This is a genomic window from Desulfobulbus sp. (assembly GCF_030824455.1).
In the GTDB taxonomy this organism is placed as follows: domain Bacteria; phylum Desulfobacterota; class Desulfobulbia; order Desulfobulbales; family Desulfobulbaceae; genus Desulfobulbus.
Window position 1 is genome coordinate 55,585 of record NZ_JAVBXR010000004.1, and the last position, 14,003, is coordinate 69,587.

General features: G+C 51.8%; 14 protein-coding genes. All 14 read left to right on the plus strand.

Annotation, left to right across the window (positions count from 1 at the left end; genetic code table 11):
* The first annotated feature begins 446 nt into the window (after nucleotides 1–446).
* Entirely contained in the window at nucleotides 447–791 is a 345-nt protein-coding gene (locus RCH93_RS00290; RefSeq protein WP_306545958.1) for a helix-turn-helix domain-containing protein, read from the plus strand.
* Nucleotides 792–1,043: 252 nt separating this feature from the next.
* Nucleotides 1,044–1,511: a chemotaxis protein CheW gene (locus RCH93_RS00295; protein ID WP_306545960.1), complete on the plus strand. Its 468-nt coding sequence runs from the start codon at nucleotides 1,044–1,046 to the stop codon at nucleotides 1,509–1,511.
* On the plus strand, nucleotides 1,499–3,418 hold the full coding sequence (locus RCH93_RS00300; protein WP_306545962.1) for a methyl-accepting chemotaxis protein: 1,920 nt from the start codon (nucleotides 1,499–1,501) through the stop codon (nucleotides 3,416–3,418). Before RCH93_RS00295 ends, RCH93_RS00300 begins: the two co-directional genes overlap by 13 nt.
* A gap of 14 nt (nucleotides 3,419–3,432) precedes the next feature.
* Nucleotides 3,433–5,001 carry a chemotaxis protein CheW gene (locus tag RCH93_RS00305; protein ID WP_306545964.1) on the plus strand — a complete coding sequence of 523 codons (1,569 nt, stop codon included), beginning with the start codon at nucleotides 3,433–3,435 and terminating at the stop codon, nucleotides 4,999–5,001.
* Nucleotides 5,002–5,100: 99 nt separating this feature from the next.
* Nucleotides 5,101–6,162, plus strand: a complete 1,062-nt coding sequence (gene cheB / locus RCH93_RS00310) for a chemotaxis-specific protein-glutamate methyltransferase CheB (protein WP_306545966.1) — start codon at nucleotides 5,101–5,103, stop codon at nucleotides 6,160–6,162.
* A gap of 14 nt (nucleotides 6,163–6,176) precedes the next feature.
* Nucleotides 6,177–6,800: a HEAT repeat domain-containing protein gene (locus RCH93_RS00315; RefSeq protein WP_306545968.1), complete on the plus strand. Its 624-nt coding sequence runs from the start codon at nucleotides 6,177–6,179 to the stop codon at nucleotides 6,798–6,800.
* Between the two features lie 4 nt (nucleotides 6,801–6,804).
* A complete protein-coding gene (locus tag RCH93_RS00320) occupies nucleotides 6,805–7,647 on the plus strand; it encodes a protein-glutamate O-methyltransferase CheR (protein ID WP_306545969.1) in 843 nt (280 codons plus the stop codon).
* The gene (locus tag RCH93_RS00325) at nucleotides 7,644–8,015 is read left to right on the plus strand and encodes a PleD family two-component system response regulator (RefSeq protein WP_306545971.1); all 372 of its coding nucleotides are present in this window, start codon (nucleotides 7,644–7,646) and stop codon (nucleotides 8,013–8,015) included. The genes RCH93_RS00320 and RCH93_RS00325 overlap by 4 nt, the downstream gene beginning before the upstream one ends.
* Nucleotides 8,012–10,690: an ATP-binding protein gene (locus RCH93_RS00330; protein WP_373693234.1), complete on the plus strand. Its 2,679-nt coding sequence runs from the start codon at nucleotides 8,012–8,014 to the stop codon at nucleotides 10,688–10,690. The genes RCH93_RS00325 and RCH93_RS00330 overlap by 4 nt, the downstream gene beginning before the upstream one ends.
* Complete coding sequence (locus tag RCH93_RS00335) at nucleotides 10,690–10,929, plus strand: hypothetical protein (protein WP_306545975.1); 240 nt, start codon at nucleotides 10,690–10,692, stop codon at nucleotides 10,927–10,929. The genes RCH93_RS00330 and RCH93_RS00335 overlap by 1 nt, the downstream gene beginning before the upstream one ends.
* A gap of 10 nt (nucleotides 10,930–10,939) precedes the next feature.
* Entirely contained in the window at nucleotides 10,940–11,314 is a 375-nt protein-coding gene (locus RCH93_RS00340) for a response regulator (RefSeq protein WP_306545977.1), read from the plus strand.
* A gap of 19 nt (nucleotides 11,315–11,333) precedes the next feature.
* Nucleotides 11,334–12,608 carry a methyl-accepting chemotaxis protein gene (locus RCH93_RS00345; protein ID WP_306545979.1) on the plus strand — a complete coding sequence of 425 codons (1,275 nt, stop codon included), beginning with the start codon at nucleotides 11,334–11,336 and terminating at the stop codon, nucleotides 12,606–12,608.
* Nucleotides 12,608–12,757 carry a ParA family protein gene (locus RCH93_RS17865; protein ID WP_373693235.1) on the plus strand — a complete coding sequence of 50 codons (150 nt, stop codon included), beginning with the start codon at nucleotides 12,608–12,610 and terminating at the stop codon, nucleotides 12,755–12,757. Before RCH93_RS00345 ends, RCH93_RS17865 begins: the two co-directional genes overlap by 1 nt.
* 331 nt (nucleotides 12,758–13,088) lie before the next feature.
* Nucleotides 13,089–13,949, plus strand: coding sequence for a hypothetical protein (locus RCH93_RS00350; protein WP_306545981.1), 861 nt, complete (start codon nucleotides 13,089–13,091; stop codon nucleotides 13,947–13,949).
* Nucleotides 13,950–14,003: the final 54 nt, after the last annotated feature.

The following is a 14,003-nucleotide window of genomic DNA, read 5'->3' on the forward strand; positions in this document are numbered from 1 at the left end:
CGATTCGTTTGCCCAATTTTCATTCTTAAGCACTGGGTTTCTTGTGAAAAGGCTATTTTTGAACTGTTTTTGCTCACTGTGCTACCGGTCGTCGGGGCTACCAACTGTAAGGCCTTGGTTGAGATAATTTTTAGTGACTGCATGATCGATCTCCCATGTAATTGTTTAAAATTCCATGAAAAATCAATTCCCGCCCTCAAGGCGCTGTCAAGAAAAAAATGCCGAGTTGTCGATAATTTTATTATGTATTTTTAATGAGTTATTGAGCTAAGTGCCCCGGTGGCTCGCCGTAGCTTGGCCAACCGCTTGTACCGTCCATGCGCTTGCTCCAAAAAGTTTACGAAAGCCGATTCCTTCATATCCCCCAAAAACAGGACGTGACGGGATATCGGGAACTGCTGTCGATCTGTTGCCCTCCCACTTCATCGCAAAGTTGAATATAAAAGTTGGGTACACTTATTCAAGGGGGCTCAAGTGATGTCATTGATGTTTTTAATAGTTATACCTGGCCGGGCAACGTTCGTGAACTGGAACACACTTTAGAACGCGCCAGTATTCTCTGCAAATCGAAAATTATTGCCGTGCAAGATCTGCCGCCGACGTTGATTGATTCCGCTTTGGCCGATGTCGATCTGTCCTCGAGAATCTTATCTCCACCACCCCTGAAAGATAACCTCACCCTGGAAGAAGCCCTGGAGATGAGCGGTGGCAACAAAACCCATGCCGCCAAACTGCTTGGTATCAGCCGAGTTACCGTGTACAGGCAAATCAAGAAAGGTTTGGCGGAGTAACGCTTTAACCGCATTCCTCCTTAAGGCCCCCTTTGCACCGTATCATGTTACAGCTGCACTGTTACACGTAACACTGTGAACTGTAACATGGTACGGTCGGCCCTCTCCCGAATTCCTGTCCTACCCCTTCCACAAGCCCCCCTCCCGTAACACTCCACGATCTGTTCCAACCCTCCGTTCAGCAACGGCACGCTTATTGTAGTCCTGTTCTACAGACTTGTTAATCAACTCAAAACAGGGAGAGAGCAGGCTGTGGACGAAGAAATCGAAATGATCCAATACCTTACCTTCACAATGGCCGATGAGCTGGTTGTTGTCGATGGGGCGAGGGTGCGGGAGATACTTGAGTTGTCGAGCCTAACCCAAGGAACCTTGTTGCCGGACTTCATGCAGGGTGTCATCGACCTGCGTGGTTGTCTCGTGCCGGTCATCGACTTGCAGCTGAAATTGACTGTTCAGGAACACATCCAACCACTCAGCACCTTCAACATTTCGGTTGAATTGGCGAAGGCAGGTGAAAATGTCGTCCTGAGTGGGTTGGCCGACAGTGTGCAGGAGGCGATGATCGAGATGAAACCATCCCAGATTGACGCGGCGCCGCACTGGCTGCGATGCAGATTAAGCAAAAATGATTTCAGAACGTTGTTTAGTCATTATATCAATGCTTCCGTTGCCAATACGGAAGCAAAACCCAAAGGAGATGCTCCATGGCCCTTGTGAAAAAATCGATACACTTATCCCAAACCGCTTCCACTCCGGAGGGGAAAACCTCTGCCGTTGCAGCCCGTGAAGCGGAAGCGCAGCGCAAGAAGGCCCGCACGCTGGCCAAACAGCAACAGGCCGCCGAACGGATAGCCGCCGCCACTGGTGAGTTGTCCGCTGGCATCAACGAGGCCGCTTCCGCAGCTGAGGAACTGAAACGTGCCTCCGACCAGATCGCTGCCGGCGCCGAAGAGGCCTCCGGTGCTGCCCAGGAATGCCTGGCAGCCTTCAAACAGGTGGGCACGGCCATTTCACGTCAGTTGCAAAACGCTGATATTAGTCAGGCAAAGGCTGAGGGAACGCAACAGTTGGTAGCCAGGACCAGCGTTGACATAGCGTTAATGGTAACCAATGTGGCCGTGGCTGCCCAGCGCCAGAATGCTTCGGTAGAGCTGGTGGCGGAACTGGAAAAACAGGCCGCCAGTATTGGCGATATCATCAAGGCAGTTGTGAGAATTGCCGACCAGACCAACCTGCTGGCCCTCAATGCCGCAATCGAAGCAGCACGAGCCGGCAAGCACGGCAAGGGTTTTGCTGTGGTGGCGGATGAAGTCAGGACGCTGGCCGAAACCTCCGAAAAGAGCGCCAAGCAGATCTCTGACTTGGTCGGACAGATCCAGCAGGAAGTGAAAGTAATTGCTGAAGGAATCAGCGATTCGGCCAAGACCGTTGAGGGGGAGGTCGAAAACGGCAAGACCATTACTCTACAGCTCGAACAGGTACGGCTTGACGCTATCGAGATTGTCAAGGGGGTCGCAGAGATCGCTACCGGAGCTTCCCAATCCAGTGTAGCGGCCGATCAGGCTTTGAAGGGCACCGAAGCCATTGCCGCAGCAGCCGAAGAGCAGTCAGCCGCATCCGAAGAGTCGTCCAAGACCGTGGACGAGCAGACCAAAGCCCTGGCTGAGTGTGAACAAACCGCTAAAGACCTCTCAGAGTTGACTGAAGAGCTCAAAAATTCCACTGACGTTGCCAAGAGCGCTGAGGAAGTGGCTTCAGCCGCTGAACAACTCTCCTCCGCCGTGTCGGAAATCAATCGTTCCGGCACCCAGATCATGGTGGCCATTGAACAGATTCGTAAAGGGGCCGAAGTGCAGTCTTCAGCTTCCGAGGAGTCAGCCGCTGCCATTACCCAAATTGAGAAAGGGGCAGAGATTGCCCAGACTCGCGCCACCCTCGGTACAGAAAAAATTGCCGCCATCAAGAACCTGCTGGGCATCAACAAAACCTCAATTGACGCCCTAATAACTGGTGTTTCCACCTCAGCTGCCGGCTCACGAGCCAGTATTAAACAGATCAAGGATCTGGAGTTGGTCGCACGGCGCATCGACAAAATTGTGGATGCGATCACTACCGTTTCCATCCAGACGAACATGCTGGCGGTGAACGGCTCCATCGAAGCGGCACGGGCCGGAGAATTCGGCAAAGGCTTTGTGGTTGTTGCCACAGATATTCGCAACCTGGCCCATGATTCTGCCGAGAATGCTGACCGTATTAAGGATTTGGTAAAGGCAGTCCAGGATCAGATCGGCATGGTGGGACGCGACCTCGACGAGATCGTTGTTACGGCGTTGAGCGAAGTGGAAAAAGCTAAGGTCTCTACTGCAAACCTGATTCTTATTGAAACCGACATCGCCATAGTTGAGACAGGCACAAAAGAAATTCTGGCAGCTTCCGCCGAGATCGCCACTGCCATAGGGCAGGTAAAAAAAGGGATCGAGCAGATCTCCTCAGCCGCTCAGGAAGCCGACAAAGCCGCCACCGAATCCGCTGCTGCCGCCAAACAACAGTCCCAAGGCGCCGAAGAACTGGCTGCTGCCATTGAAGAAATAGCCTCTCTTGCCGACGAACTGCAAGCAGCCTGACGGGAGTGGAATCAATGACAACAGAAATCATGGAAGAACAAGAAAGTCTACAGCAACTGAGTGAAGACGACGACTTGGACAGGCAGGAATCGGATATCCGTCAGTTTGTCACCTTCATTGCCGGTGAAGAAGTCTTTGCCGTAGATATGGCGCCGGTACAGGAGATCATCCGTGTGCCGGATGTCGTGCGGGTGCCGTTGGCTCCGCATACTCTGGAGGGACTGGCCAATTTGCGCGGCAAGGTGCTTCCTATTATTTCCCTTCGACGCGTCTTTGGCTTCGATGAAATGGAATACAACGATTCAACCCGGGCCATAGTGATTGATCTCGGGCAGCCGCTGGGGTTCGTCGTTGATCGGGTTGCCAGTGTTGTTGGTGTTGAACCAGACAAGATCGAGGGGGTGGAATCCATTCGAAGCACGGTGAATACGGAATTGCTTTCCGGATTGATCAAGGATGTCGGCGGACACGCCATGATCATGGTGCTGGATTTTGCCAAGCTGATTGCGCAGGAATTTGCCGAAATAGCCGCTGTTGCCAAAAACAGGGATCTTGCCTCCACTGGTGCAGAAGGAACAGAACCGGAAGAAGATGCTGCCGGCGATGAACTGCAATTGGTAAGTTTTGAGGTTGCCGGTCAGGAATATGCCATGGCTATCGAAGATGTTCAGGAGATTGTCCAGATACCGGAAGAGATCATCCACGTACCTCATTCGGAGTCCCATGTCATGGGGGTCATGACCCTGCGAAACCGTCTTCTGCCGCTCGTCAATCTGCGCCGTATGTTTGATCTGCCCAGTCGGGAAAACGACGACCACAGTCGTATTGTGGTGGTTTCTCTGGGGGCGTCGTCGGTGGGTGTGGTTATGGATAGCGTCAATGAAGTTCTGCGCGTGGCTAAGGCCGACGTGGACGCCATGCCGAGTCTACTGGCCCGGGAGGGCGATCTGGGCGACATTTCCGAGATTTGCCGGTTGGATAACGGTAAACGGCTGGTTTCCATCATCTCTGCCGATAATCTGTTTCGGCATTCTGCTGTAAAGGAGGCCCTGACGACGGTGGAAACCATCCAGGACGACAATAACCGGGAAAACGATGTTGATTTGGATGATATGACCTCTGACGATGATGAGCAGGTGGTGGTGTTTCGGCTGGACAAAGAAGAGTTTGGGGTGCCTATCGATAGCGTCCAGGAAATTGTTCGGGTGCCTGAAGAGCTGACCCATGTTCCCAAGGCCCCACCTTTTGTAGAGGGGGTCATCAACCTGCGTGGTTCAGTCTTGCCGGTGATAGACCTGCGGCGGCGTCTCGGTATGCCGACGGTCGAACGTTCGGACAGGCAGCGCGTCATGGTTTTCCTTATTTCTGGAATGCGGACCGGCTTTATTGTCGATTCAGTGGCCGAAGTGCTCAAAATCCACAAGAGCGCCATCGAGCCTGCTCCTCACCTTTCCACTGAACAGGCAAAGCTGATGGCGCGCATGGCCAATCTTGAGAAACAGCAACGGATGGTTCAACTGATTGACCCCACCCACCTGATTGACGGCAACGATATGACCAAACTGGCGGAGTTAGGCGTGTAGACAAAAGCGTGTAAACAAAACCTTCTCAATCCCCCTTTCATAACGGGGGGTTGAAAAGGTTTAAGGGCGACTTGCATTAGGTTTCAGTGAGAGGAATGGATGATCAAACTTCTAATAGTTGACGACTCGGCGCTGATGCGTCGCCTGCTCAATACGGTGTTTCAGGCTGAAGGCGATTTTACCGTTCGTGCTGCCCATAACGGCAAGGAGGCGGTGGAGCTGAATCTCGAATTTATGCCCGATGTGGTGACATTGGACATCAATATGCCGGAAATGGACGGCATCACAGCCCTTTCGTTGATCATGGCGGAACGGCCGGTTCCTGTGGTGATGGTCTCATCATTGACTGAAAAGGGCGCGCTGGCAACCTTTGAGGCCCTGCATCTCGGCGCCGTTGATTATGTTACCAAGCCGGGCGGGACCATTTCATTGTCCATTGACGAAATCAGTACAGTACTTGTCAGCAAAGTGCGTGCTGCGGCCAAGGCCAAGGTCAAAGGGACAGTCCGAGGACTGGCCCAGCGATTAAGAGAGGAACGGGAGAAACCGGCTCAACCAAAGCCTGTTGCCGTAAGGCGCGGTCTTGGCAATGAGGGGCTGGTGATCATCGGAGTTTCCACCGGTGGGCCGCGAACACTAGAAGATATTTTGCCCCTCCTGCCGGCAGACTTTCCCTGGCCGGTGCTGGTAGCCCAACATATGCCCTCTACATTTACTCGTCCTTTTGCTGACCGTATGAATGGCATATGTCACCTAACAGTAGTGGAAGCTGCCCAGCCGATGCCGGTCGTCCCTGGCACGATCTATATCGGCAAAGGGGGAGTGGATATGGTGTTGGGCAACCGCAACGGCAAACTGACCGTGCTCGCCAAACCGGAAAGCAAGGGATTTATGTGGCATCCTTCAGTGGAACTCCTGGGTCGTTCTGCGCTGGAATTTTGCGATCCTACCCGTGTGGTTGCGGTCATGCTGACCGGCATGGGCTATGACGGCGCCGATGCCTTTGCCGAAATCAAAAAACTGGGGGGGCGCACCATTGCAGAATCCGAGAAATCTGCTGTGGTCTTCGGGATGCCGGCGGAACTGATTAGTCGGGGCGGAGCCAGCCTCGTCCTGACTTCCGATAAAATAGCCAGGCAACTTATCACCTGGGCTCATTGATCATAAGGAACATCATGGCGTTCATAAAAAAACAACCCGAAAAGGTAATTGAACAGTGTGAACGAAAACGAGAGCGAAATTGTGCAAGTTTTGAACTGCAGCTTTCCGATCCCAACCCTACTGCACGGCGTTGGGCTGCACGGGATCTGGCCGATTGTCTCGATTCTTCCGCAGCACTGGTTGCACAGCTGCTGCGTGAGCAGAACAGCTCGGTACGGGAAATCATTCTGACGACTCTCACCAAACTGGGTGACGAAGTGGCGGTTGCCGGCTTGGTGAACTGTCTGCGGAGCGAAGATGCTGCCCTACGGAATGAGGCGATCGAGGCGATGAAGATGCTGCCTGACGAAGTGGCGCCGATCATGAGCCAACTGCTTCAAGACACCGACTCGGATGTGCGCATTTTTGCGGTAAACGTCCTTGAATCACTCCAGCACGAACAGGTCGAGGAGTGGTTGAATGAAGTTATTGAACATGATGCCCATGTCAATGTCTGCGCTACGGCGGTTGATCTGCTTGGTGAAGTCGGCACCTCCTATTCATGGGAGGCCCTGGAAAATCTGAAAGCCCGATTTCCAGACGAACCTTATATCAGCTTTGCGAGCGACCTGGCTCTAAAACGCATCAGAGGTTCGTGACGAAATGGCCCCCATTACTCTCAGCCATGAAGAGTTCTTGAAATTCAGGGAGTTCTTCTACCGTAAAACCGGAATCCAGTTCGAGGATTCGAAACGCTACTTTGTTGACAAACGCCTCATCGAGCGTATCGAAGCGACGGATTCCGGCAATTTTCGCAACTATTTCATCACCCTTCGCTTTGAAACGAGCGGTCAAGAACTCCAGACATTGACCAACCTGATGACGGTCAACGAGACCTATTTTTTCAGGGAGGAATACCAGTTTAAATGTCTGGTCTCCTCGATTTTGCCGGAGATAACAGCGCTGAGGAAAAAGCAAGGTCCAATCCGTATCTGGTCGGTCCCCTCCTCGTCAGGGGAGGAACCGTATTCCATCGCCATGTACCTGCTGGAATACTGGCCCGGCATCAACCTGTGGGATGTTGAGATCATTTCGTCCGATATCGACACCAAGATTATTGCACAGGCACGACGGGGAATCTATTCAGACCGCTCGATACAGCATCTGCCAAAGAATCTGCTTGAAAAATATTTCCATTACAATGGTGAAGGCTATCAGATCTGCGACGATTTGAGACAGGCTGTTGAGTTCACCAAGGTAAATTTGATGAAACCTTCAGACGTTCGTGGTTACCGAGAATTTGACATTATTTTCTGCCGAAACCTTTTGATCTATTTTGATGATCTGTCTCGACGTCAAGCAGCGGACACCTTCTATGACGCTTTAAATCCTGGGGGATTTCTCTGTCTCGGACATTCGGAATCCATGAGCCGTGTCTCTTCGCTGTACCAGGTTCGAAAATTTTCAGATGCGGTGATCTACCAAAAATCCATGGAGGCTCAATGAAACGTATTCTTATCGTTGATGACGCTGCTACGATGCGAATGTATTACCGAAGCATCCTTGAAGGGGCAGGATATCAAGTAGATGAAGCCATAAATGGTATCGAGGCGATGGAGAAGTCTCTACAGGAGTTTTTTGACCTGTACATCGTTGACGTCAATATGCCCAAACAGGATGGTTATAGTTTTTTGAGCGAGTTACGCAGTCGAGACATATCGCAAAATCCGGCGATGATGATTTCAACCGAAGCTTCTGCAAACGACAGGATGCGTGCCTTGGTTTCTGGAGCGAATCTCTATCTCGTCAAGCCCATTAAACCGGACCAGTTATTGACCAATTGTCGCCTGTTGCTCGGGGAGGTCCACGAGTGAACCCTTTGCTTGAACAATTTATTTCCGAATCACGGGAGTCGCTGCAGGGTATCGGCGAAAAACTGATGCAATTGGAGAAAGAACCGGAGAGCAGCGAGCTGATGACGGAGCTGTTCCGCTTTGTCCACACCCTGAAAGGAAACAGTGGCCTGTTTGATCTGCCTGAATTGACACGGGTGCTGCATGCGGGCGAGGATTTGATGGATGCAGTGCGCAACGGTGAAGTCGCCTACTCGCCTCTTCTTGCCGACCGGTTGCTGGATGCCATGGATTTTGTCGGCCTGCTCTGTGACGAAATAGATACGAACGGCAGCACGGACGCCAAGCATGTCAACAACTCAGTCCGTCTTGCGGATTCACTGCGTCAGCTGATTGTCGTCATCGTGCCCACCACCGAAGGCGCATCGAGCGCAGTGGTCAACGAGTTGCCGATTGTCCCGGAGCAGCCTGATCCCGCAAACCAGCTTCCGCTGTCTGATATCCCAGAAGAAATCAGCATGGCTGCATACCGTGCCGCCGTCACAGGCAAGCCGCTGCACTGGCTTGCTTACAGCCCAGTTGAAGAGTGCTTTTTCCAGGGAGACGATCCATTCTACCAGGCTCGCCAGACCCCCGGGATACTTTGGGGAGACATAACGGCACGCACTCCTTGGCCAAAACTTGCCGAATTAGACCCCTACTGCTGTGTTCTTGATTTCAGCATTCTCAGCACAGCAACGTTAGAGGAACTGCAAGAATACTACCGTTATGTGCCGGATCAGGTCCGAATCATTCCGGTTCCTGGTAGTTTTCTGATCCTGCCCCAAGGTGAGCCCAATGGCGGTCCGGTGTATGAAGACTTCGTTGCAGATGCCCTTAAAATGCTTCACGCCAACAACATCGCGGGGTTAACGCATGCAACCCGAAGCATGCTGGATGTATCGAATCCGAATCTGTGGCTTTCAGCTGCGCTGCGCTGGCTGCTTCTGGTAATCGAACTTGAACCGGACAACGTCTTTGTGTGCGAGCGTATTCTCCTCTCATTGCGCACCATGACACCTCCAGTTTGGCACGAGCTTGCCGGAGGTTGCGATACCAGAATTAATGGTGATGTAAATTCTGAACTGCCCCACAACCTCGCGCAGGAAGAGTCGGAACCCGTACCGGCAATGCTCAGTCCGGAAGTCACCGCACTCATTGCCGCTCAACGTGAAATACTGTCCCTGCCGGATGATATTGCCTGGCTCGCAGGGCGACTCAAGTCGGTCGCTGCCTCTCTGTCCGGCTGCCTGCATGCAATAGGTGCAAACGGCATCATTCAAAGTCTGGGAGCCGCTTTAGACGAGGCGCTTGCGCAGCGGGCTTCCGCGCCTCTTCTCCACTGGCTTGACAGCCATTTTAAACCGAGCGTCGATGCTGCACCGTTTTTGCCGCAGTCCGTCCAGCCGGCAACGACCACCCAAATCGGGCAGTCAGTTGAGGAAGTCAAGTACGGACGCCGCGCCGAAGATTCGTATAGCGGACCCAAAAGCATCAAAGTCGATCAAGTCAAGATAGATCGCCTCATGAACCTGATTGGCGAAATGGTCGTTGCAAAGAACGCGCTGCCGTATCTGGCCGGACGAGCCGAGAATGTGTTTGGCGTGCGGGATCTCTCCCGTGAAATCAAGTCGCAGTACGCCGTTATCAATCGTATCGCCGAGGAAATGCAGGATACCATCATGCAGGTGCGCATGATGCCGGTATCCTTTGTGTTTCAGCGATTTCCACGCCTGGTGCGCGATACCTCTCACAAGCTTGGCAAGGAAGTCAACCTGATCCTGGAAGGTGAGGAAACAGAAGCCGATAAGAATATTATTGAATCTCTTGGCGACCCACTGGTGCACATTGTCAGGAACAGTCTGGACCATGGCGTCGAGATGCCTGATGTTCGTCGTGCGCTCGGCAAACCTGCCACAGGCACAATCTTTATCCGCGCAACCCAGGAAGCGGACCGGGTAGTTATTGAAATTAGGGACGATGGCAAAGGTATCGATCCGGAAATTATCAAGCGTCTGGCATTGGAAAAAGGGATCATCGACAATGAGCGACTGGAAAGACTCACTGACCAGGAGGCGGTAAATCTTGTCTTTGCCGCCGGTTTTTCGACAGCTTCAGTGATTTCCGACCTATCCGGCCGAGGTGTTGGCATGGATGTCGTCAGGACAGCAATAGAGAAGGTCAATGGTACTCTCCAACTTGAAAGCGAGAAAGGAAGAGGTACTCGAATCCGCCTTTCACTGCCGCTTTCCATGGCGGTAACCAATGTCATGATCGTCGAATCCAACAATCAGCTTTTTGGCGTGCCGATAGGCAGTGTCGTAGAAACAGTGCGGATACCTCGAGCTGACATCCATACCATAAAAAAGAATCAGGCTACAGTGTTGCGCGGACGGATTGTGCCGCTCAAACCACTCAATTCGCTCCTTGGCCAACATGTTCCCCCTAGGGCTAACGAAGAGGATGAGCTTGCGGTGCTGATTGTTAGCCTGGGCGATGAATCTGTCGGGATCATGGTCGATAACTTCCGGGAAACAGTGGAAATCATCTTGAAACCTATGACGGGTGTATTGGCGGGACTTTCAGCGTATGCCGGTTCCGCTCTGCTTGGAGACGGTTCGGTGTTGATGGTGCTTGATATTAAGGAGATCCTGTAATGGCGATAACATTTAAAAAAGATCGGATCGTTTTTTCCGATGTAGCAAGCGGAGAAGATGCAGAGCGTCTTCTGGAGTGGCTGCAGAAACACCCGAAAGCAAAAATTGACCTCTCCGCATGCACTCATCTGCAACCGGCCAATCTGCAGGTGTTGATGGCTGCAAAATGTTCAATAATTGCCAAGCCGAAAGACAAGCTTTTGGCCGACTGGATAGATTCTGCATTGCAATTAATTTAAGGGAGACGATATGGCAAAGACCATCATGGTGATTGATGACTCCGCAACAATGCGACTGAGCCTCAAATCAGCTCTGGAGTTGAATGGGTTCAAGGTTGAATGCGCGGGGGATGGCGTTCTGGCTCTTAATCAGCTTAAAATTGGCGTCAAGCCCGATCTCATAATCACGGATATTAACATGCCGAATATGGGAGGGCTGGAGTTCATAAAAAATCTTCGTGCCCTACCTGGGTTCCGTTTTGTTCCCGTATTGGCGCTCACAACGGAGAGCAAGCAGGAAAAGAGGGACGAGGCCAAAAAAAACGGCGCCACCGGCTGGTTGGTCAAACCGGTTACAGGTCCTGATTTGGTCAAAGTCATCAAACAGGTTTTGCCCGGCGCGTGAAAATCACCGGAGAATTGACATGAAGATCAACCTGAACTATCCGGGCAAGTTATTTGATGCCCCGGAACCACCAGCACGACTCATTAAAAAAGTTGTAGCCGCTATATTCTTTGTCTCTCTGTGCGCCTATTTGGTTTATCCGTTGTTGCATCGTTGGATAGGGCTCCCCAGTCGACTTGAGATTGCCCTTACTGGTGCAGTGGCATCCATTCAAGTCCTTGTTGGTGCTCTCTATATCTTTAAAAGGCATCTGTCGATTGCGTTTGCTTCCCTTGCCACGCATAATCAATGTTCGGCGCAGGCTCAATGTATAAGAGAAAACTACCACCAGACCGTCTTGGAGCTTTCACAGTATAACGCCGTCCTCGGTAGTCAGTTGCAAGAGGCGATCATGCAGACTGAGACAGCGGTACTGGGAGTGATCGGAAGGATGGCTAATATCCATCATCAAACCTGCTCCCAGGTTGAGCGGATTGGTTCATCTTCAGAAAAAAGCATGGAACTCATCGCTGTTACGCAGGATCATATCCACAAAAATCAACAGGTCATTGAGGCGCTGAACGCCTTTTCAGGCAGCCAGGTCGACCAGTTGACGGATAATCTCATTCGGATTGAAAAATTATCGGAGGGGATGGAGCAGATGCGTCCGATGGTGGAAGATATTTCAGCTATTGCCGATAGAACCAAATTGTTGGCGCTCAACGCAAAGATAGAAGCGGCCCGTGCTGGAGACGCCGGAAGAGGATTCGCGGTTGTGGCCGAGGAGGTCCGCAACCTTTCTGATCAGACCCACACATTGGCACGGGATATAGCTGACAGAATCACCCGTGTTGCCGGGCAGGCTCTGACTGAAACAGAAAATGCGCGGCAAAAGATGGCAAGCAATGAAGATGCGGAGAAATTTAAAAACATGGCGGGGAGTATGTCGTCCGTTGAAGGACGCTTCAAAGCCGCAGCAACTCACCTTGAAGAAATCATTAAAGGTGTTGATGGAGCCAACAGGATCATTGTCGAAGAGGTTTCAATTGTACTGGGAGAAATACAGTTTCAGGATATTTTGCGTCAACGTTTGGAGCAGGTCCATACTGGTCTGGAAATCCAGAGTGGATTTGCCGGGGAGACTCTACGCTGGCTGGAAGGCACGGGAGAACCGCCTGCCAAAGGGTTAGACGCACATCTTGAAGAGTTGAAGGAAAACTATGTCATGCAGGAGCAACGGACGACGCACAATGCAGTATTGGGCGTCCAGGCACCTGCTGCGGGTGGTTCTGACAATAAAATTGAGCTGTTCTAATGAATGGACCTGCGGAAATTATTGCCGTCACCAACCGGAAAGGCGGCACCGGCAAAACAACAACTTCAGTCAATCTCGCGCAGAATTTGCAGCAATGGGCCAGCGAGTATTATTGTTCGATATGGATACGCTGGGACATTGCGCGGTAGGACTTGATATTGCCCCGGCAAAGGATATTCCGACTGTTCACAGCCTGTTTTTGTCGAGCTGATTTCGTTTGGTAGAGGCTGTTTTTTCGACTGCCTGGCCGAATCTGGATCCAATTCCCGCCAATACGCTGTTAGAGCACGATTCCTGCGGAGGAGAGCCGACGCGTCTTGCACGGGCTCTCCACGACCAAGACCTGAGAGAACAGTAGACCTTATTGTCATAGACTCAACCGTAAGCTCTTGCGAGGAATGGTCTGATTGGAGTAAAAACGTGCATTGTCCTCCTTGTTACCCAATTATCCTTAGACTCATAACTGCAAAGGGTTAATTTATGGGAATACTTTTTCTGATAGCGGTGATCGGGTACCTCTTCGTAGGGTCCTTACTGCTGTGGGTCGTTAAAACGTTGACCGGTTCGAAGAAGGCGGTATGTGTGGTGGCAATGTTGCTGCTGGTGGGGCCGTTCTGGCGCCCCTTATTCTGTTCCCTGCTCTTCAAGATAATTGCCCGTGAGCCCTTGCAGGAAATCCATCAGACGGTGGAGTCGCCGGAGTCGGTCTATTGGCAGGACGATGTCTGGCCCGGCTTTGACGCCTACGGTCGTAAATGGATGGTGGAGCAGTACCTGGACGGGGTACATCTTAAGACCCTGGCTCTGAATGGCGAGGACGGCAAAATTTATCTTTATCGAGCTGAGGGGAATGACTTTGCTGTGCTTGAGATGTTGCGGTTACGAATGGAGCAATTCAACACAAATCCGGGCACTGAAGATTTTCCGCAACTGATAGCGGACTATAAGCGTCACAACAAAGCTGCTATCAAGCAATGCATAGAACGTGCGGAGGTTTACCCATCCCCCAATCAACTCCCCCCAATATGCTACCGGGTGCGTTTTATGCCATTGGATCACTGGTGGCGGGAGAAAGGCATTTACCATGCCGACCAAGTGACCATCACCGAGTCGGCGACCGGGAAGGTGATCGCCTATTCCCGGCGGTATTTGGCGTTTGCTTGGTGGTTGGCGCAATTTAGCGGGCAACAGCCGAAATATCTTCATGGCCCTGGAGACCAGCGCGCCTATGAGTTCGATGACAAGGTGTTGTTCAAATATGCAGAGGAGAAGTGGCGCCGGGAATTAGGACAAGCTGTTAAGTGGAAACTCTGCTACCAACAAGGTCCAACATGGGGCTGAATCAAGGAGCAGAGAATGGCAAAAGGAACGCGACGGAAACACGCAGCGAGTTTC

What these genes read in the sequence shown, in the direction of transcription:
- RCH93_RS00300 (WP_306545962.1), top strand. Translation starts at nt 1,499, where the DNA reads ATGGCCCTTGTGAAAAAATCGATACACTTATCCCAAACCGCTTCCACT.
- RCH93_RS00305 (WP_306545964.1), top strand. Translation starts at nt 3,433, where the DNA reads ATGACAACAGAAATCATGGAAGAACAAGAAAGTCTACAGCAACTGAGT.
- cheB (WP_306545966.1), top strand. Translation starts at nt 5,101, where the DNA reads ATGATCAAACTTCTAATAGTTGACGACTCGGCGCTGATGCGTCGCCTG.
- RCH93_RS00315 (WP_306545968.1), top strand. Translation starts at nt 6,177, where the DNA reads ATGGCGTTCATAAAAAAACAACCCGAAAAGGTAATTGAACAGTGTGAA.
- RCH93_RS00320 (WP_306545969.1), top strand. Translation starts at nt 6,805, where the DNA reads ATGGCCCCCATTACTCTCAGCCATGAAGAGTTCTTGAAATTCAGGGAG.
- RCH93_RS00325 (WP_306545971.1), top strand. Translation starts at nt 7,644, where the DNA reads ATGAAACGTATTCTTATCGTTGATGACGCTGCTACGATGCGAATGTAT.
- RCH93_RS00335 (WP_306545975.1), top strand. Translation starts at nt 10,690, where the DNA reads ATGGCGATAACATTTAAAAAAGATCGGATCGTTTTTTCCGATGTAGCA.
- RCH93_RS00340 (WP_306545977.1), top strand. Translation starts at nt 10,940, where the DNA reads ATGGCAAAGACCATCATGGTGATTGATGACTCCGCAACAATGCGACTG.
- RCH93_RS00345 (WP_306545979.1), top strand. Translation starts at nt 11,334, where the DNA reads ATGAAGATCAACCTGAACTATCCGGGCAAGTTATTTGATGCCCCGGAA.
- RCH93_RS17865 (WP_373693235.1), top strand. Translation starts at nt 12,608, where the DNA reads ATGAATGGACCTGCGGAAATTATTGCCGTCACCAACCGGAAAGGCGGC.
- RCH93_RS00350 (WP_306545981.1), top strand. Translation starts at nt 13,089, where the DNA reads ATGGGAATACTTTTTCTGATAGCGGTGATCGGGTACCTCTTCGTAGGG.